Source organism: Chromobacterium rhizoryzae (assembly GCF_020544465.1).
Lineage (GTDB): Bacteria > Pseudomonadota > Gammaproteobacteria > Burkholderiales > Chromobacteriaceae > Chromobacterium.
In genome coordinates this window covers 2,598,951-2,616,525 of the sequence record NZ_CP066126.1, presented here as the reverse complement: position 1 = coordinate 2,616,525, position 17,575 = coordinate 2,598,951, and the positions used below count along the sequence as shown (strand labels likewise).

Here is a 17,575-nt window from a genome sequence, read left to right as displayed (position 1 = left end):
GCGGAATATCTTGATATCTTCACTTCAAGATTCCGCCTTTTTCTTTGTCTTGTTTTTTTGTCCGTTTCTTTAGTAGTAGGGAAGAGAGCAAAAGATGTGTGGAATTCTAGGCGTGGTCGGTCAGGCTCCGGTCAACCAGTTGCTGTATGACGGTTTGCAGGTGCTGCAACATCGAGGTCAGGACGCCGCCGGCATCGTGACCGCCAATGGCAAGACCTTTCACATGCACAAGGGCAGCGGCATGGTGCGCGACGTGTTCCGCACGCGCAATATGCGTTCCCTATTGGGCGCGGCCGGCATCGCCCATGTGCGCTATCCCACCGCCGGCTCCGCCTCCTGCCTGGCCGAGGCGCAGCCGTTCTACGTCAACTCGCCGTTCGGCATCGTGCTGGCGCACAACGGCAACCTGACCAATACCGAAGAGCTCAAGGCGGACATGTTCCGCCACGATCTGCGCCACATCAACACCAATTCCGATTCCGAGGTGTTGTTGAACGTGTTCGCCCATGAGCTGACCCAGCGCCTCAGCGCCAACGAATTGAGCGTGGACGCGGTGTTCGGCGCCATCGAGGCGGTGCACCGCCGCGTGCGCGGCGCTTACGCGGTGGTGGCGATGATCGCCGGCTACGGCCTGGTGGCCTTCCGCGACCCCAACGGCATCCGCCCGCTGGTGATAGGCACTTGCGTCAACAGCGGCAAGACCGAATACATGTTCGCGTCGGAATCCGTGGCGCTGGACTGTTCCGGTTTCAGCCTGCTGCGCGACGTGCAGCCGGGCGAAGGCGTCTTCGTCAGCTTCGACGGCGAATTCCACGCCCGCAGCTGCGCCAGCGACACCCGCCACGCGCCTTGCCTGTTCGAATACGTGTACTTCGCGCGCCCGGATTCGGTGATAGACGGCGCTTCGGTCTACCAGGCGCGCATCGTGATGGGCGAGAAGCTGGCCGAGAAAATCCGCCGCGCCTTGCCGGAGCTGGACATCGACGTGGTGATGCCCATCCCGGACACCAGTCGCCCCAGCGCGCTGCAACTGGCCAACCACCTGGGCCTGCCGTACCGCGAGGGCTTCATCAAGAACCGCTACATCGGCCGCACCTTCATCATGCCGGGCCAGGCGGTGCGCAAGAAATCGGTGCGCCAGAAGCTCAACCCGGTGGCCTGCGAATTCAAGGGCCGCAATGTGCTGCTGGTGGACGATTCCATCGTGCGCGGCACCACGTCCAAGGAAATCGTGCAGATGGCGCGCGACGCCGGCGCCAAGAAAGTGTATTTCGCCTCGGCCGCTCCGGCGGTGCGCTTCCCCAACGTCTACGGCATCGACATGCCGACGCGGGCGGAACTGCTGGCCACCGGCCGCGACGAGGCCGAGATCGCGCGCGAGATCGGCGCCGACGCGGTGATCTATCAGGACCTGTCCGCGCTGGAAGAGGCGGTCAGCAGCGTCAACCCCAAGCTGAGCTGCTACGAAACCTCCTGCTTCAACGGCGAATACATCACCGGCGACATCACGCCGGCCTATCTGGACGCGATCGAGGCCGAGCGTCTGGACGGCAAGGCCGGGGCGGAGCAGGGCGGCAGCGAACATATGATCGATCTGAACCTGAACGTGGCGGAACAGAATCTAATGTAATAATGATTTAGCTTCCAAACGGCGGCGGGCAATGCCCGCCGTCTTTTTTTATCCGTTTCCCGACGCAATTTGGCGACAACCGCGCCGGCGATAGCCGGATCCTGCGGTATTTCGCTTGCCAAACCCATTTCCCATATTGAATATTTAATGCCATAAGCCGATAAAAACCCGGCGTGATAAGGCAGCCGCGTAAACTGGTCTAAATTAATATGTATTTAAAACTGTTTACTTGTTAGTCTGCCTTTGACGCGCCTGATATTGAGGAGTGGATATGGATGACATTCTGGAGATGCTGGTTGCGCGGCAAGCCGCGCTGGAGAGGATTATCGAAGGCCTGGTGCTGACCATGAACCAAAGCGGCACCATCAAGCTGCAGGATTATCTGAAGATAGGGCAGCTGATGCGTTTGAACAGCGCGGTCACGGATTCCATCGACGTGTCCGACAGCCTGCGCCGCATCAACGCGCGCTTGCAGACGCATGCGCAGGGCGGGCTGGATTCGATGAACGCCCTGTTGCGGGAAACCATGCTGTTCGCCCAGGCGGCGCCGCCGCAGCGCGACGCGCTGCAGCAGGGTCTGGGCGCGAAGGCCTCGCTGGAAATCAGCGCGCAACTGGAGGAATTGTTGCAGCGGCGCGCGCGGCGGCCGCGCAAACCCACCCGGGCCTAGCGCCGCGCGAGCGGAAGGAGCGCCCCGCCTCGCGAGCGCTCGTCCGCCGCGCGAGGCGGACTTTGCCGGTTTTCAAGGCAGGCGAGCAGGCGGCGCGTCGCCCGCCGGCGCCAGCCGCAGATAGGACGCGCGGGACGGGTCCTGGCGGTCCACCATGACTTCCACCCGTTCGCCGGCGCGCGGCATATTGCCCAGATCTATCAGTTGTTCAATCGTCAGTTCCCGGCTGAAGCCGTCCTGCCACACCCTCAACTCCAATCGCATCATCGGCACCTGGTTCACCAGCAGGCCGGTTTGCCGGATCGACAAGACGTCGGCGTTGAGACGGACGCCGTCTTTCACGCTTTCTCGCTGCCAGGGACCGGACAGTCCGCGCAATTGCGAGGTCCAGTCGAAAGAGCGAAACAGCAGAAAGCCGGTGATGGCCAGCGACAACACGGTGACTCCTATCGACAGGAGCACGGAAAAACGGATCCAGGACTCGAACATCGGCGTCTTCCTTGCAAGGCGTGGGCGGCGTCGGACCGGCGGCCCGCTTCGCGCGCGAAACTGACAATATTAAGCACTTTATGGAAGCATGGGATTCGTTTGGAATGACAGAAGTTCCCGTCTTTCCCGCGGCGAGCGCGCGGCGCGCACCCTTATGCGGTGATTCTAATCGCCCATCGGCTATTTTTACCCGGACTTATCATGGCAAAAATAAATACAATGGCATTTTATGGGGGTGAAAACCTTTGTCGTGTGACTAATTCACTATTCAAATTAAGAAATCGGCATATTTCCGGGAACTACCGCAAATGCGGTCCATCACAAAGTAATGCTTACCAGTGAAGCAACTTGAACTTCATAATGTTTTAGTTAGCCCTTTCGTCGGCGGACATGGCCGGCAAAGGGCGTCACCGGCTCCAGTGCCGCCGTCAGAGCGGTGGAGCCCAAGCGAGGCAGCCGGCCCGCAGAAACGCCGGCGCTTCGCGCATTGGCCAAGGCCAGGGGAAGAGAACTATGCCGAGACGTCCGTTGCTCTCGCCGCCAGAGCGCGCCAGCTTGCTGGAGCCTCCAGACGACGAATACGAGTTAGATCAGTTAACCGCCTTCAGCGAACAGGATTTCGCCTTGATCCAGCAGCACCGCGGCAGCGCCAACCGCTTGGGCGTGGCCGTGCTGCTGTGCTATCTGCGCCATCCCGGCATCGCGCTGGACGAGGGCTGCCAGCCCGCACCACGTTTGTTGCGGCGGGTGGCGGCCGCGCTGGGCGCGCGCGAGGAGGACTGGGAACGCTACGCCACCCGCGATCAGACCCGGCGCGAGCATCTGGTCAAACTCTACGCCTATCTGGGATTGAGGCCGTACCGGGCCGAGGACGGCCAGGCGGTCTTGCGCCACCTGGCCCGGCTGGCCACTCAAACCGATCAGCCGCTATGCCTGGCGCAGGCCATGGTGTCCTGGCTGCGCCAGAGGCGCATCGTGCTGCCGGCCATAGGCGTGATTGACCGCAGTTGCGCGGCGGCGCTGACCCTGGGGTCGCGTCAAGTCTACTCCCGGCTCAACGAAGCCTTGAGCGCCTGCCAGCGCCAACGGCTGGACGCCTTGCTGGAGCTGCGGGAGGGCGGCAAGTTGACGACGCTGGCCTGGCTGCGGCTGAACGCGGACCGCGCGCGCGGCGCGGCGCCGCAGCTGGAGCGCTTGCAAGTGGTGGAAGCGCTGGCCTTGCCGGCCCACCTGACTCAGTTGGTGGGGCCGGGGCGGATGCAGGAATTGGCCCGCGCCGGCGACGGCATGAGCTGCCATGATCTGGCCGAACTGGAGCCGCCGCGGCGCATGGCCACCCTGGTGGCCATCGTGCTGCAGGCGCGCGCGGCTCTGCTGCGCATGTTGCAGAACCTGGAAAAACTGAAGGCGATTGACGCTTTGTCCCTGCCCGCCGGTTTGCAGAATCTGGTGTCGCAACAGAGGATGGGCAGGCTGGCGGCCGAGGGCCGGCAGATGAAGCCCAAGGATCTGGCCAAGCTGGAGCCGCGCCGGCGCATGGCCACCTTATTGGCCCTGGTGCTGGAGCTGCGCGCCGCCCTGGTCAAGGAAATCCTCGATCTGCGCGAACGCCTGGTGGGCAAAACGCTGGAGGCCGGCGAACTGATGTGAGCCGGCTTGAACGCGCGGCGGCGATGTGCCGCGGCGCAAGCGAAATGAATGAAAATCGCTGAATCCTAAACCCCGTCATTGACGGGGTTTATTTTTTTTAGCGCGTCCAGGATATTTAATAAAAATTACTAAACGGTTACAAAATTAAACAATCGTTTATTTTATTGCCGATCATTAGGGAAAACCCTGATCTTGTTTTTGATTTATGCAAATAAGGCGCGCGGATATGCGGGACTATCTAAATATGCTAACGTGCGGAAAAAGCGTTATTCCCAATGCCTGGGTTTTGTGTATCAAATGCAACAAAGTTTGAGCAAAATGTGAATTTGCACTTTCCACGTTTTAGCCGCTTAAGATCCGTCTTTCCATGATTTATTAAGTCTTGGCTTAATAAAATCGCCATTTTCGCATAAGCGTTTTAGAAAATAGACGGCTTATGCCAATTTACACCAAACAAGTCTCGGCATTAAAAACTTTTCTCCAAATTGTCCTAATAAGTATGTGTTTTGCACATTGTCCGCCGCCTGGATCGCTTCTTTGATCCGGCAAGCCGCGCCGACGAGCGCGCGGCGCGCCGCGACTGGCGCCGCCGTGCTTGCGCACTCACCGAGCATCGCGCGGGCGCGGCCGATATTCGCTAAAAATGCAAATAAAATCTTGCGCTTGCGATTGCCGATCTTATTTTATCGGCCGGCCTTGAAAATCGACGCCGATTAAGCTGGCGGACGCGTCAAACTCAGCGCCTTCCTTCCGTATTCTGCTCTGCCGCAAGCCATTCTTCCGGCTGCGCGCTTAACTATTTCCTCAAGTCCTTGCATGCGCGGCCGTCATGAAAAACGGTTTATGCATTTGTATTGCCGTGCGGTTTCGCCCCGTTTCCCCGGTGTTTACCGGTAAACCCGCCGCCGGGCGTTTATTTGGACAGACTCAAGCGTTTGCTTATAACTTTGTTCTCGAGTTTTTGTGAAAGCGCGCCAGCCGTTTATTGGCGCCTTATTCAAAACATTGAGGCGGGCCGGGCAGGGCCGCCGTTGGAAGCAAACTTTCGTCATGAACGCTGAAACCATGAACCACGCCATCGCCGATATCGCCTTGCCGGACACCCCGGCCGCGGAAGAGCTGGATTTCGACGCGGACTTCGCCCGCGTCGACGCCGCGATCTGCGAATACGACGCGGTGGGCCAGGTGCCTTTGCGCAAGGGCGCGGAGCCCTTCCACTGGACCAGCGTGGAAAGCGCCTGCCGCGGCCTGCTTGGCAAGGCCGCGGATGTGCGGGTTGGTGTTTGGCTGCTGCGCGCGGCGCTGGCCCAGCGCGGTCTGGCCGGGGCGGCGGAAGGACTGGCGGCGCTGGCCGCGATCGCGGCGCAGCCGCTGGAAAACATCCGGCCGGCCGGGCAGCCGGACGCGCCGGCGGGTGAAACCCACGCGCTGCATCTGGCCTGGCTGTGCGGGCCGGCCTTCCTGCATCAGCTGGCGCACAGCCGGCTGAGCGCGGACAGCGAGCTGCGCGTCGGTCAATTGGCCAAGGACCCGGCCGCCGCGCCGCCGGCGGAGCGCGAGCGGGCGTTGCGGGATCTGTCCCGGCTGCGCGCCGGACTGGCCGCCTTGACGGACTTGAGCGAGCGCGAGGGTTTCGCCGAGCAGTTTGACTGCGCCGGTCTGATCGCCTTGTTGGATGAGCTGGAAGCGGCGCTGACGCCGATGCTTGCCGCGGTCCCCGCAGAAGCGCCCGTCTTGAGCGAGGCCGCCCCGGCGGCGCGCGCGTTGCCGGCCGGCGCCTTGAACAGCCGCGAGGAGGTGGCGGCGGCGCTGGACTTGATCGTCGCGTATTTCCGCGAGCACGAGCCCGGGCACCCGGCGCCTATCTTTCTGCTGCGCGCCAAGCGGATGTTGGGCGCGGGCTTTGAGGAGTTGATGGCGGAGCTGTTCGCCGAATCGGATGCGCTGGTGGCGAAATTGGATCGCCCCCGGCCTTTACAAGGGTAGTCAAGCAATATCAGGGAAAGGACATATGCCATGGCGCGACAGAAGGATGCGCAGAAGTTCATCGGGGAAAGCCGTGCGCCCCGCGTGCAGATCGAATACGACGTGGAAGTCTACGGTTCGCAGAAAAAGGTGGAGCTGCCTTTTGTAGCCGGGGTGTTGGCGGACTTGTCCGGCGACAACATCGAAGCGCTGGGCGCGGTGGAGGACCGCCGTTTCACCGAGATCGACGTGGAGAACTTCGACTTGCGGATGGCGCAGATCGCGCCGGAACTCAGCTACCACGTGAAGAACGTGATCACCGATGACGGAACCTTGATCCCGATCGACTTGAGCTTCGACTCCATGGAGTCCTTCGAGCCGGCCGAGGTGGTGAAGAAAATCCCCGAGCTGGCGGTGCTGTTGGACGCGCGCAGCCAGTTGAAGGAATTGTTGACTTATATGGACGGCAAGGTGGCGGCCGAGGAGTTGATCGAGCAGCTGCTGAAGGACCTGCATCTGCCCGCGGACGACGCCGCGGCGGGCGAGGCGGCCCAGGCCGACGGGGAGGCGAGATGAGCACCCATGCCGAGATGCAGGCGCCGGCCGCGGCCGGCCAGACCGAAACCACGGTGGACGACGGCCTGAAGGACATCCTGCGCCGCTCGTTCCGGCCGCGCACCAATGAAGCCGCCGAGGCGGTGCAAAGCGCGGTGCAGACCTTGCTGGCCTATGCGCGCCGCAGCCGGGTGGTGGTGCGCGAGGACGTGGCGCAGACGGTGGAGCAATTGGTGGCCGAGCTGGACCGCAAGATTTCGGAGCAGCTGACCCTGGTCTTGCACAACGAGCACTTCCAAAAACTGGAAGGCGCCTGGCGCGGCCTGCACTACCTGGTGTCCAACACCGACACCACCGAGAATCTGAAGATCCGCTACCTGAACGTCTCCAAGAAAGAGTTGGGCAAGACCCTGCGCCGCTACAAGGGTGTGGTCTGGGACCAGAGCCCCATCTTCAAGATGATTTACGAGCAGGAGTACGGTCAGTTCGGCGGCGAGCCCTTCGGCTGCCTGGTGGGCGATTATCACTTCGACCACAGCGCGCAGGACGTGGCCTTGCTGACCGAGATGTCCAAGATCGCCGCCGCCGCGCACACACCCTTCATCTCCGCCGCCGCGCCCAGCTTGTTGCAGATGGACGACTGGAGCGAGCTGGGCAATCCGCGCGACGTGTCCAAGATATTCACCGCCACCGAATACGCGTTCTGGCGCCGGCTGCGGGAAAGCAACGATTCGCGCTACCTGGCGCTGACCTTGCCGCGCTTCCTGGCGCGGGTGCCTTACGGGCCCAAGACCCAGCCGATAGAGGAGTTCGGCTTCGAGGAGAAGGTGGACCCCAACCGCGCCAGCGATTTTTGCTGGGCCAATTCCGCCTACGCGATGGCCGCCAACATCACCCGCGCCTTCAGCACCTACGGCTGGTGCACCAAGATCCGCGGCGTGGAGTCCGGCGGCGCGGTGGAGGTGCTGCCCAAATTCGTGCTGCCCTCGCAGGACAAGGAAGTGGAGTTGCATTGCCCCACCGAGATCGCCATCTCCGACCGCCGCGAGCACGAGCTGTCCGAATCCGGCCTGATGCCGCTGGTTTACCGCAAGAACTCGGACATGGCGGCCTTCATCGGCGCCAAGACCGTGCACCGGCCGGCGGTGTACGAGGACGACGACGCCACCGCCAACGCCAATCTGTCCTCGCGCCTGCCTTATATCTTCGCCACCTGCCGCTTCGCTCATTACCTGAAGTGCATCGTGCGCGACAAGATCGGCTCCTTCAAATCGCGGGAAGACACTCAGCGCTGGCTCAACGATTGGCTGATGAACTACGTGGACGGCGATCCCAGCATTTCCAGCGAGGTCACCAAATCCAAGCGCCCGCTGTCCGCGGCCGAGGTGCTGGTGGATGAGCTGCCGGACAACCCCGGCTACTACCGCGCCCAGTTCTTCCTGCGGCCGCACTTCCAGCTGGAAGGCTTGACCGTGTCGCTGCGGCTGGTTTCCAAGCTGCCGTCGGCCAAGCAGGAGGGGGCTCGCTAGCGCGCGGCTCGCTTCCGATAGCCCGTTCATTCACCGCCGCGCTTAGCTTAAGCAAGAGCTGACGGCGGCCGGTTTGGCGCGGGGCGGGAACGACCTGAGTCGCCCCGGCGCTTGCATTCCGTTTCAGGTCTGGCTTGTCCATCACTTTTTTTCGGAGTATCGCAACATGGCAAATGCATTGGTTGACTACTTTCTGCAGATTGAAGGAGTCGAGGGGGAATCAACTGACCAGCAGTACTCGGGCCTGATCCAGATCCAGAGCTGGCAATGGGCCGAGGAGAACTCGGGCAAATGGGGCTTCGGCAGCGGCGGCGGCGCCGGCAAGGTGGAAATGAAGGACTTCGAGTTCCGCATGGTCTCGAACAAGGCCTCGCCCAAGCTGTTCCTGATGTGCGCCACCGGCGAACACATCCCGCGCGCCAAACTGATCTGCCGCAAGTCCGGCAACGGCCAGCAGGACTTCATGATCATCACCTTCGCCAGCGGTCTGGTGTCCTCCTTCCGCACGCTGGGCAATATGCCGTACGCCATCATGGGCCACGGCAGCGGCGATGTGGAAAGCGTGCTGCCCACCGACGAGATCAAGATCAACTTCGCCAAGATCGAGTTCGAATACCGCGAACAGCGCAATGACGGAACCATGGGCGCGGTGATCAAGGCGGGTTACGACCTGAAGCTGAACGCAGCCGTTTAAGCGCTATGAGCCGGGACTTTCCGGCCTTCTTTCCTCTCTATCGGGACGGCGTCGCCCAGGCGGCGCCGGGCAGCCATGACGCCACGATTATTCGACCAACTGTCCGCCCGCGCAGGGCGCGAGACGCTCGCCGCCAGCATCGCGCGCGATCTGGCGCATTTGATGAACGCCGCGCTGCGCGGCGCGCGCCTGCCGCTGGCGGCGGGCAGCCAGCTGGAGACTTCGGTGTGGAATTACGGACGGCCGCCGCTGGCGGAGAGAAAGTCGAGCCGGATCGACCCGGCGCGCGTCAGCGCCCACATCCGCGACGCCATCCGCCGCTTCGAGCCGCGGCTGGACCCGGAACGGCTGGAAGTGAGCGCGCGCGCCGGCAGCGGGCCGCAGGCGCGGCAGCTGCTGTATTTCGATGTGGCCGCGGTGACCCGCGACGGCGGCGAAGCGCTGCGGCTCAGCCTGACGCTGGATTATCTGGACGGTTATTTCGGCCTGCCGCGCGCCGCGGAGGCGGGGGCGGCCGGATGAATTTCCTCGATCACTACAATAATGAATTGCGCCATCTGCGCGAGGCCGGCGCGCGTTTCGCCCGCGAGCATCCGCAGATCGCGCCGGCGCTCGGCCTGCGGCCGAACTCGGTCGCCGATCCCTTCGTCGAGCGCCTGCTGGAGGGCGTGGCCTTTCTGTCCGCCCGAGTGCAGACCCGGCTGGATCTGGAGTGCGCGGAATTCGCGCGTCAGGCGCTGGCCCAGGTCTGCCCGCTGTATCTGAGCGCCACGCCGGCGATCAGCAGCTTCGCCTTCCATCCGGACTTCGCCTCGCCGGAAGCCTTCCGCGGCCGCAGCCTGCCGCGCGGCACCCTGATCCAGGCGACCTTGCCGGGTTCGACCCGGCCCATCACCTTCGCCACCGGGCGCGAGGTGACCCTGCTGCCGCTGCGGCTGGAGCGGGCGGAGTGCGGCCGCGGCCTGACCCGGCTGTCCGCCGAGCTGGCGCGGCGGCTGGCCTCGTCCCAGGCCGCCTTGCGCCTGAGCTTCAAACTGGAGGGCACGGTGTCGCTGGGCGATCTGGCCGCGACGGAGGGCGGCGCCAAGCCGCTGCACCTGAGCCTGGCCGGCGATCTGCCGCGCGCTTACGCGCTGCACCGCGCAATGCTGGCCGACGTCGGCGCCTGGTACGCGACGGCCGACGACGGCCGCGGCGGCGAAGTCCTGCTGGAATTGCCGCTTGGCGGCCTGCGCCTGTCCGCCGCCGACGAGGGCGAGGCCCTGCTGCCGGCCGAGGCGGGCGGCTTGCCGGGCTTGCGCTTGCTGCGCGAATACTTCGCCCAGCCGGCGCGGCTGCTCAGCGTGGAATTGGACGCGCTGGCGGCTTTGGCGGCGCGGGCGCCGTCGGCGCGCGGCTTCGAGCTGATCCTGGCCTTGCGCCAGGCGCCGCTGGACCTGATAGGCGAGGTGGACGCCGGCCAGTTCCGCCTGTTCGCCACCCCGGCGATCAATCTCTATCCCAAGCGCCTGGACCCGGTGCCCTACGATCCGAACCAGACCGAGCAATGGATTCCGGTGGACCGGATGCGGCCGGCCGAACACCACCTGTGGCGTTTGCTGGAAATCAATGTCTGCGACAGCAACGGCCGCTCGCGGGAAGCGCGGCCGGCGCTGGACGCCGGCGGCTACCAGAGCGCCCCGGCGGCGGCGCGCTATTCGCTGCGCCGCGAGCCGGCGCTGCAAAGCGAGGGGCCGCGCCAGGCGCGCCCGGACGCGCTGGGCAGCCATGATCTGATCACCATTTCCGCCTGCGCCGGCGATCTGGGCCTGGACGACATCGCCACCCTGACCGGGCGCGCGCTGGTGGCGGACCGCGGCTGGCGGCCGGAAGACCTGCCGGCGGCGGAGCTGCGCGCCGAGGGCGGCGCGGTGGCGCGGCTGGAGTGCCTGTGGCCGGCCAGCGCGCCGCGGCCGATTCCGGACCTGGAGCGCTGCTGGCAGGCGGTGGCCCATATCGGCCAGAACCCGTTGAGCCTGCGCGGCGCCGGCCGTCAGGACATCGCCGCGCGGCTGGCGGAGCAGCTGCGGCTGGCCGCGCAGCCGGAACTGGCGCTGGACCGCCAGCGCATAGACAGCCTGAAGGCCGCGCATCTGCAAGCCGGCTTCCTGCCCGCCGGCCGCGGTTCGCCGCAGGCCCTGGTGCGCGCCTCCCTGGTGGACATCGACATCGCCGCCGTGATGCACGCGGACCGCGGCGGCTGGCTGTTCGGCCGGCTGCTGGCCCAGGCGCTGGCCCAGGCGGTCACGCTCAACGACGGCATCGAGGTCAGCCTGAGGCTGGACGGCGAACCGGTCAGCCGGCACGGCAACACCCAACGCGCGGACGGAGAACTGCAATGAAACGACAGCAGATGATCCGGGAGCTTAAGCCGCAGCGCACCTTCTTCGAACTGATGCGCCGCGTGGAAACCTGGCAATGGCGGCTGCCGGACGCCGCCGCGGCGGGCCGGCTGCGGCGCCGGCCGGACTGGCTGGGCCTGGAACAGGCCGCCGACATGCACTTCGCCAGCAGCGAGATCAGCGGGGTGAAGGTGGAAGAGGCGGAGGACGACGCCGCGCCGCGCGTCAGCGTGGTCTGCCGCCATTTCGGCCTGTTCGCGCCCTACGGGCCCTTGCCGCTGCACATCACCGAGCACGCGCTGCACGAGCGCCGGCTGGAACGCAACGCCGCCTTCGAACGCTTCGTCAACCTGGCCTGCGGCGATCTGGCCTGGCTGCACTACGCCGCCCGCGCGGCGATGCATCCGGCGCTGGGCTACGAGCGCGGCCGCCATCCCTTCGCCGAGCGCGTGTCCGCGCTGGCCGGCGCCGCGCCGGAGGCGGAGCCGCTGCTGGACCCGCACGCCGCCGCCTGCCGGCGCAGCCATCCCGGCGCTTATCACGCGCCGCGCCGCTCGCTGGCGGACTTGCAGAAAATCCTGGCCGGCTATTTCGGCGCGCCGGTGCGCTTGTCGCCGCGCCAGGGCCGCTGGATTCCGCTGCGGGAAGGCGCAGGCGGGCCGCGCCGGCTGGGGAGCTGGCGCGTGGGCAGCCGGATCTGGGACGCCCAGCACGCGCTGGACATCACCATAGGGCCGATCGACGCCGCCGAGTTTTCCCGCTGGCGGCGCGGCGCGCCCGCGGTGCTGGCGATGTTCGCCGTCGCCGCAGATTTCGCCGATGGCCGGGCCGCCCCGGTCATCAAGGTCCAGGTCCGCACCCGGCCGGAACTGGCAGGCAAGGTGGGGCGCATGCGCCTGGGGGTGGACGCATGGTCCCGCCCAGGCGTCTCGCTCCGGACTCTCACCGTGTATGAATCTTTCCAGGATCCGCTGTGAACCGAGAACGCATTTTCGGCCGCTTAGGCCCAACCGCATACGACACCTTGGTGGAAGCCACCGCCCTGGGGCGCTCGCGCCGGCACGCGCTGGTGGACCTAGATCATTGGCTGCTTTGCCTGCTGCGCCGCGGCGGCGGCGACGTCGCGCTCTTGCTGGAGGCGCTGGACTGCGAGCCGGCCGCCGCTTTGCAACGCGTGGGCAAGGCGCTGGACGCCGCCGAGGCCGGCGGCGAATCGCTGCGCGACATCTCGCCGGCGCTGGAGCGCAGCGTGGCGCCGGCCATCAGCTGGAGCCAGGTGGCCGCGCCGGCCGCCAAGGTGCGCAGCGGCCATCTCTTGCTGGCCTGGCTGGACGAGGAGCCGACGCGGCGCTGGCTGCAGCATCGCATCGGTCAGGCGCTGGCCAAGCTGTCGCTGGACGATATCGTCGCGCGTTACGAGGCGCTGGCCGGCGCTTGGCCGGAAGCGGCCGACGCGCCCGCCGGAACCGCCGCCCAGGGGGCCGCAGGCGAAGCCGCCGATCCGGCCGCGGTGCTGCGGCAATGGGCGGTCAGCCTGAGCGATCAGGCGGCGGCCGGCGAATTGGACCCGGTGATAGGCCGCGACGCCGAATTGCGCGCGGTGATCGACGTGTTGTCGCGGCGGCGGCAGAACAATCCCATCCTGGTGGGCGAGGCCGGCGTCGGCAAAACCGCGGTGGCGGAGGCGCTGGCCCAGCGCATCCATCGCGGCGAAGTGCCGCCGGGCCTGCGCGGCGCGCAGATCTGGGCCTTGGACGTGGCCAGGCTGCAAGCCGGCGCCGGCGCGCGCGGCGAGTTCGAACAGCGGCTGCGCTCGGTGATAGACGCGGTGATCGCCGCGCCGGCGCCCGTCATCCTGTTCTGCGACGAAACCCACACCCTGATCGGCGCCGGCGGCAACGCCGGCACCGGCGACGCCGCCAATCTGATCAAACCGATGCTGGCGCGCGGCCAGCTGCGCATGGTGGCCGCCACCACCTGGTCGGAATACAAGCAGTTCATCGAGCCGGACGCCGCCTTGGTGCGCCGCTTCCAGACCGTGGCCGTGGACGAGCCCGACGACGACACCGCGGTGGACATGCTGCGCATGATCGCGCCGCGCTTCGCCGGCCATCACGGCGTGCGCATCGTCGACGCCGCCTTGCGCGCCGCGGTGACGCTGTCGCGCCGCTATCTGCCGTCGCGGCAGCTGCCGGACAAGGCCATCGGCCTGCTGGACACCGCTTGCGCGCGGGTGGCGATGAGCCAGAGCTGCCAGCCGGCGGCGCTGGACCGGCTGCGCCATCGCGCGATGACGCTGGAGCAGGCGCTGAACTGGCGCGCCAGCGACGCGCGGCTGGGCCTGGCCGCGCCGGCGGACGGCGCGGAACTGGAAAGGGAGCGCGAGGAAACCGCCGCGCGCGCCGACGCGCTGGACGCGGCCCTGAGCGAGCAGCGCGCCGAGGTGGGCGCCTGGCTGGAGGATCTGGAAACGGGCGGCGCCGATCCGGAGCGGGCCGAGGCCCTGAGCGGGGCCGAACGGCTGGTGCGGCCGTGGGTGGACGCGCAGGCCATCGCCGAAGTGCTGTCGGAATGGACCCAGGTGCCGGTCACCCAGATGGCTCAGGACGAGGCGCGGCGGCTGATGGCGCTGCGCGAAGGGCTGAACCAGCGCATCCAGGGCCAGGAAAGCGGGCTGGACGCCATCGTGGAGGCGCTGCAAGTGGCGCACTCCGGCCTGGGTGATCCGCGGCGGCCGATGGCGGTGATGCTGCTGGCCGGCCCCACCGGCACCGGCAAGAGCCAGACCGCGGCCGAGCTGGCGCAGGCGCTGTTCGGCGGCGAACGCAATCTCTTGCGCTTCAATATGAACGAATTCCAGGAAGCCCACACCGTGTCCACGCTGAAGGGCGCGCCGCCGGGCTATGTCGGCTACGGCCGAGGCGGCCGCCTGACCGAGGCGGTGCGCAAAAAACCTTACAGCGTGCTCTTGCTGGACGAGTTCGACCGCGCCCATCCGGACGTGCACGAAATGTTCTACCAGGTGTTCGATCAGGGCTGGATGGAGGACGGCGAGGGGCGGCACATCAATTTCCGCAACTGCCTGATCCTGCTGACCAGCAATCTGGGCGACGCCGAGATCGAAGCCGCCTGCGCCGCCGAGCCCGAAGTCTCTCAGTCCCGGCTGGACGCGTTGGCGCGCGAACGCTTGCAGCGCCGTTTCGCGCCGGCCTTGCTGGCGCGGATGCGGGTGGTGGCCTTCCGGCCGCTGGGCGAGCCGGCGCTGGCCGGCATCGCGCGCCAGGCCCTGGACGACATCGGCCAGCGCCTGAGCGCCAACGGTCTGGACTGGCGCGCCGACGCCGAGGCCGCGGACTGGATCGCCCGAGCGGTGGCCAGGCACCCGGCCAGCGGCCGCGCGGTGGGCGATCTATTGCGCCAGCGGGTGATGCCGGCCATCGCTCGCGGCGTGCTGGAAGCGCGCGCCGCCGACCGCGCCCTGCACAGCGTGCGCCTGAGCGCCGCCGAAAAACTGGAACTGATTTTCGACGACGGGGAGGGCGTGCCGCTGCCGCCGGCCGCGCCGGCCGAATCCGCCGCCCCGGGAGAAACCGCATGCGTTTGATCGAATTGCACAGCCTCTTGCTGGACGCGGACAGCGTCGCGTTGAGCTTCAAGGCGGACGAACGCCTGTCGCAGGAACCCAGTTACCAGCTCGACATCGCCTGCGCCGACCCGGCGCTGGACCTGGACGGGCTGCTCGGCTCGCGGCTGACGGTGGACATCGACCTGGGCGACGAGGGCGTCCGGCCTTTCCACTGCCAGGTGCTGGGCGGCTACGACAGCGGCCAGACCCAGGACAGCTACACCTACACGCTGGAGCTGGGCAGCTGGTTGTCCTTCCTGGCGGAGAACCAGAACTGCCGCGTGTTCCAGCAGTTGACGGTGCCGCAGATCGTCGAGCAGGTCTTCGGCGAGCATCAGCGGCCGGACTTCCGTTTCGAGCTGGAACACGCTTACGAGCCGCGCGAATACTGCGTGCAGTTCCTGGAGACCGACCTCAACTTCGTCAAGCGGCTGCTGGAGGACGAGGGCATTTACTTCTGGATCGAGCACCAGCCGGAGCGTCATGTGGTGGTGCTGTCCGACACCCAGCGCTTCGACGATCTGACCGCCGGCTACGGCCTGCTGCGCTTCCTGCCGGACGGCGACGAATTCCGTCCGGTGCCGGGCCGCGAAGGCGTGCAGCGGCTGCAACGCGGGCGGCGGGTGCGGCCGACCAATGTTGCGCTGCGCGATTTCGACTACCACGCGCCGTCCAACCGGCTGGACAGCGACGCCCAGGAGGCGCAAGCCAGCCTGGACGGCATCCGGCTGGAGCATTACGACTACGGCGCCGGCTATAGCGATCAGGCCGGCGGCGACCGGCTGGCGCGGCTGCGGCTGGAGGCTTTGCAGGCGGATTCCCACCAGCTCACCGGCACGGCCAACGCCCGCGGCCTGGCCACCGGCGGCGCTTTCACGCTGGACGGCCACCCGGACGCGGCGCGCAACCGCCGCTACTACGTGACCGCCAGTCAACTGACTTTCTTGCAGGACGGGCCGGACAGCAGCGGCCAGGGCCGCAATGTGATGGCCGTGTTCCGGGCGATGACGGACGACCGTCCGTTCCGCCCGCTGCGGCTGACGGCCAAGCCCATCCTGCCGGGCATCCAGAGCGCCACCGTGGTGGGGCCGGTGGACGCGGAAGTGCATACCGACAAGCTGGGCCGCATCCGCGTGCACTTCCACTGGGACCGTTACAAGACCCAGGAAGAAGACGCCTCATGCTGGATCCGGGTGTCGCAAGCCTGGGCCGGCAAGGGCTGGGGCGTGCTGGCCATGCCTCGGGTGGGCCAGGAAGTGCTGGTCACCTATGTGGACGGCGATCTGGACCGGCCGATGATCACCGGCATCGTCTACAACGGCGACAATCCGACGCCTTACGACCTGCCGAAAGACATCCGCTACACCGGCCTGGTCACGCGCTCCTTGAAGCAGGGCCGTTACAGCAACGCCAGCCAGATCACCTTCGACGACCAGCGCGGCGCGGAGCGGGTGATGGTGCACGCCGAGCGGGACATGCAGCAGACCACCGAGCGCAACAGCTCGGAGGCGGTGGGCCAGGACAAGAACACCTCGGTCAAGGGCACGTCCACCTCGGTCACCGGCGCCTCGATCAGCTACACCGGGGTGTCGGTGTCCTTCACCGGCCTGTCGGTCAGCTTCACCGGGGTATCGACCAGCTTCACCGGCCTGTCCACCAGTTTCACCGGGGTGTCCACCAGCTTTACCGGCGTCTCCACCGGCTTCACCGGGGTGTCCACCGGTTTTACCGGCGTCTCCACCAGCTTCACTGGCATTTCCACCGGTTTCACCGGGGTGTCCACCAGCTTTACCGGCGTGTCCACCAGCCTGACCGGCACCAGCACCTCGGTGACCGGCACCTCGCAGAGCATGACCGGCATTTCCACCTCGATGACCGGCACCAGCGTGTCGGCCACCGGCATGTCGCAGAGCATGACCGGGGTGTCCTCCTCTTATACCGGCACCTCCACCAGCGTCACCGGGACCAGCACCTCGGTCACCGGCACCTCCAAGAGCGTGACCGGCACCTCGATGTCGGACACCGGCTCGTCCACCAGCATCACCGGCACTTCGATGTCCACCACCGGTTCGTCCACCAGCGTCACCGGCACCTCGATGTCCACCACCGGCTCGTCCGCCAGCGTCACCGGTTGCTCGGTGTCCACCACCGGCGCTTCCGCCAGCGTCACCGGCTCGTCGGTCTCGGTCACCGGCTCGTCCACCGGGGTCACCGGCTCCAGCATGTCCACCACCGGTTCCTCGGTCAGCAGCACCGGTTCCAGCGTGTCCAGCACCGGCTCCAGCTGCTCCACCACCGGGGTCAGCTATTCCTACACCGGCGCGTCCTATTCGGACACCGGAGTGGATCTGAAGAAGCTGGGCATGCAGGTGAAAAGCTGATGAGGC

At 66.2% G+C, this 17,575-nt stretch carries 13 protein-coding genes; 12 read left to right on the top strand and 1 reads right to left on the bottom strand.

Annotated elements, in window-relative coordinates; all coding sequences use genetic code 11:
- Positions 1–94 precede the first annotated feature (94 nt).
- Entirely contained in the window at positions 95–1,630 is a 1,536-nt protein-coding gene (purF, locus tag JC616_RS11835; protein WP_107799083.1) for an amidophosphoribosyltransferase, read from the top strand.
- 271 nt (positions 1,631–1,901) lie between these two features.
- On the top strand, positions 1,902–2,300 hold the full coding sequence (locus JC616_RS11830; RefSeq protein WP_107799084.1) for a hypothetical protein: 399 nt from the start codon (positions 1,902–1,904) through the stop codon (positions 2,298–2,300).
- A gap of 72 nt (positions 2,301–2,372) precedes the next feature.
- Here JC616_RS11830 and JC616_RS11825 read toward each other — a convergent pair whose 3' ends face one another.
- Positions 2,373–2,789, bottom strand: coding sequence for a hypothetical protein (locus JC616_RS11825; protein ID WP_199225851.1), 417 nt, complete (start codon positions 2,787–2,789; stop codon positions 2,373–2,375).
- A gap of 513 nt (positions 2,790–3,302) precedes the next feature.
- Here JC616_RS11825 and JC616_RS11820 point away from each other — a divergent pair.
- The 10 genes from JC616_RS11820 (at position 3,303) to JC616_RS11775 (ending at position 17,569) form a co-directional block, all read left to right on the top strand.
- Positions 3,303–4,439, top strand: coding sequence for a DUF4158 domain-containing protein (locus tag JC616_RS11820; RefSeq protein ID WP_158274267.1), 1,137 nt, complete (start codon positions 3,303–3,305; stop codon positions 4,437–4,439).
- Between the two features lie 1,050 nt (positions 4,440–5,489).
- A complete protein-coding gene (locus JC616_RS11815) occupies positions 5,490–6,425 on the top strand; it encodes a type VI secretion system ImpA family N-terminal domain-containing protein (RefSeq protein WP_227108462.1) in 936 nt (311 codons plus the stop codon).
- A 30-nt stretch (positions 6,426–6,455) separates the two neighbouring features.
- A complete protein-coding gene (gene tssB, locus JC616_RS11810) occupies positions 6,456–6,980 on the top strand; it encodes a type VI secretion system contractile sheath small subunit (RefSeq protein ID WP_107799086.1) in 525 nt (174 codons plus the stop codon).
- Positions 6,977–8,488 (top strand): type VI secretion system contractile sheath large subunit, encoded by a 1,512-nt coding sequence (tssC, locus tag JC616_RS11805; protein ID WP_107799087.1) that lies wholly within the window; start codon positions 6,977–6,979, stop codon positions 8,486–8,488. The genes tssB and tssC overlap by 4 nt, the downstream gene beginning before the upstream one ends.
- Positions 8,489–8,654: 166 nt before the next feature.
- On the top strand, positions 8,655–9,182 hold the full coding sequence (locus JC616_RS11800) for an Hcp family type VI secretion system effector (RefSeq protein ID WP_039755389.1): 528 nt from the start codon (positions 8,655–8,657) through the stop codon (positions 9,180–9,182).
- 75 nt (positions 9,183–9,257) lie between these two features.
- Positions 9,258–9,704, top strand: coding sequence for a GPW/gp25 family protein (locus tag JC616_RS11795; RefSeq protein WP_107799088.1), 447 nt, complete (start codon positions 9,258–9,260; stop codon positions 9,702–9,704).
- The gene (gene tssF / locus JC616_RS11790) at positions 9,701–11,563 is read left to right on the top strand and encodes a type VI secretion system baseplate subunit TssF (RefSeq protein WP_227108461.1); all 1,863 of its coding nucleotides are present in this window, start codon (positions 9,701–9,703) and stop codon (positions 11,561–11,563) included. The genes JC616_RS11795 and tssF overlap by 4 nt, the downstream gene beginning before the upstream one ends.
- Positions 11,560–12,540, top strand: coding sequence for a type VI secretion system baseplate subunit TssG (locus JC616_RS11785; RefSeq protein WP_107799090.1), 981 nt, complete (start codon positions 11,560–11,562; stop codon positions 12,538–12,540). The genes tssF and JC616_RS11785 overlap by 4 nt, the downstream gene beginning before the upstream one ends.
- Positions 12,537–15,167 (top strand): type VI secretion system ATPase TssH, encoded by a 2,631-nt coding sequence (gene tssH / locus JC616_RS11780; protein ID WP_227108460.1) that lies wholly within the window; start codon positions 12,537–12,539, stop codon positions 15,165–15,167. Before JC616_RS11785 ends, tssH begins: the two co-directional genes overlap by 4 nt.
- The gene (locus JC616_RS11775) at positions 15,158–17,569 is read left to right on the top strand and encodes a type VI secretion system Vgr family protein (protein WP_227108459.1); all 2,412 of its coding nucleotides are present in this window, start codon (positions 15,158–15,160) and stop codon (positions 17,567–17,569) included. The genes tssH and JC616_RS11775 overlap by 10 nt, the downstream gene beginning before the upstream one ends.
- The last annotated feature ends 6 nt before the right edge of the window (positions 17,570–17,575 follow it).

What these genes read in the sequence shown, in the direction of transcription:
- tssF (WP_227108461.1), top strand. Translation starts at nt 9,701, where the DNA reads ATGAATTTCCTCGATCACTACAATAATGAATTGCGCCATCTGCGCGAG.
- JC616_RS11815 (WP_227108462.1), top strand. Translation starts at nt 5,490, where the DNA reads ATGAACGCTGAAACCATGAACCACGCCATCGCCGATATCGCCTTGCCG.
- JC616_RS11775 (WP_227108459.1), top strand. Translation starts at nt 15,158, where the DNA reads ATGCGTTTGATCGAATTGCACAGCCTCTTGCTGGACGCGGACAGCGTC.
- JC616_RS11830 (WP_107799084.1), top strand. Translation starts at nt 1,902, where the DNA reads ATGGATGACATTCTGGAGATGCTGGTTGCGCGGCAAGCCGCGCTGGAG.
- JC616_RS11785 (WP_107799090.1), top strand. Translation starts at nt 11,560, where the DNA reads ATGAAACGACAGCAGATGATCCGGGAGCTTAAGCCGCAGCGCACCTTC.
- JC616_RS11800 (WP_039755389.1), top strand. Translation starts at nt 8,655, where the DNA reads ATGGCAAATGCATTGGTTGACTACTTTCTGCAGATTGAAGGAGTCGAG.
- JC616_RS11795 (WP_107799088.1), top strand. Translation starts at nt 9,258, where the DNA reads ATGACGCCACGATTATTCGACCAACTGTCCGCCCGCGCAGGGCGCGAG.
- JC616_RS11825 (WP_199225851.1), bottom strand. Translation starts at nt 2,789, where the DNA reads ATGTTCGAGTCCTGGATCCGTTTTTCCGTGCTCCTGTCGATAGGAGTC.
- tssB (WP_107799086.1), top strand. Translation starts at nt 6,456, where the DNA reads ATGGCGCGACAGAAGGATGCGCAGAAGTTCATCGGGGAAAGCCGTGCG.
- JC616_RS11820 (WP_158274267.1), top strand. Translation starts at nt 3,303, where the DNA reads ATGCCGAGACGTCCGTTGCTCTCGCCGCCAGAGCGCGCCAGCTTGCTG.
- tssC (WP_107799087.1), top strand. Translation starts at nt 6,977, where the DNA reads ATGAGCACCCATGCCGAGATGCAGGCGCCGGCCGCGGCCGGCCAGACC.
- purF (WP_107799083.1), top strand. Translation starts at nt 95, where the DNA reads ATGTGTGGAATTCTAGGCGTGGTCGGTCAGGCTCCGGTCAACCAGTTG.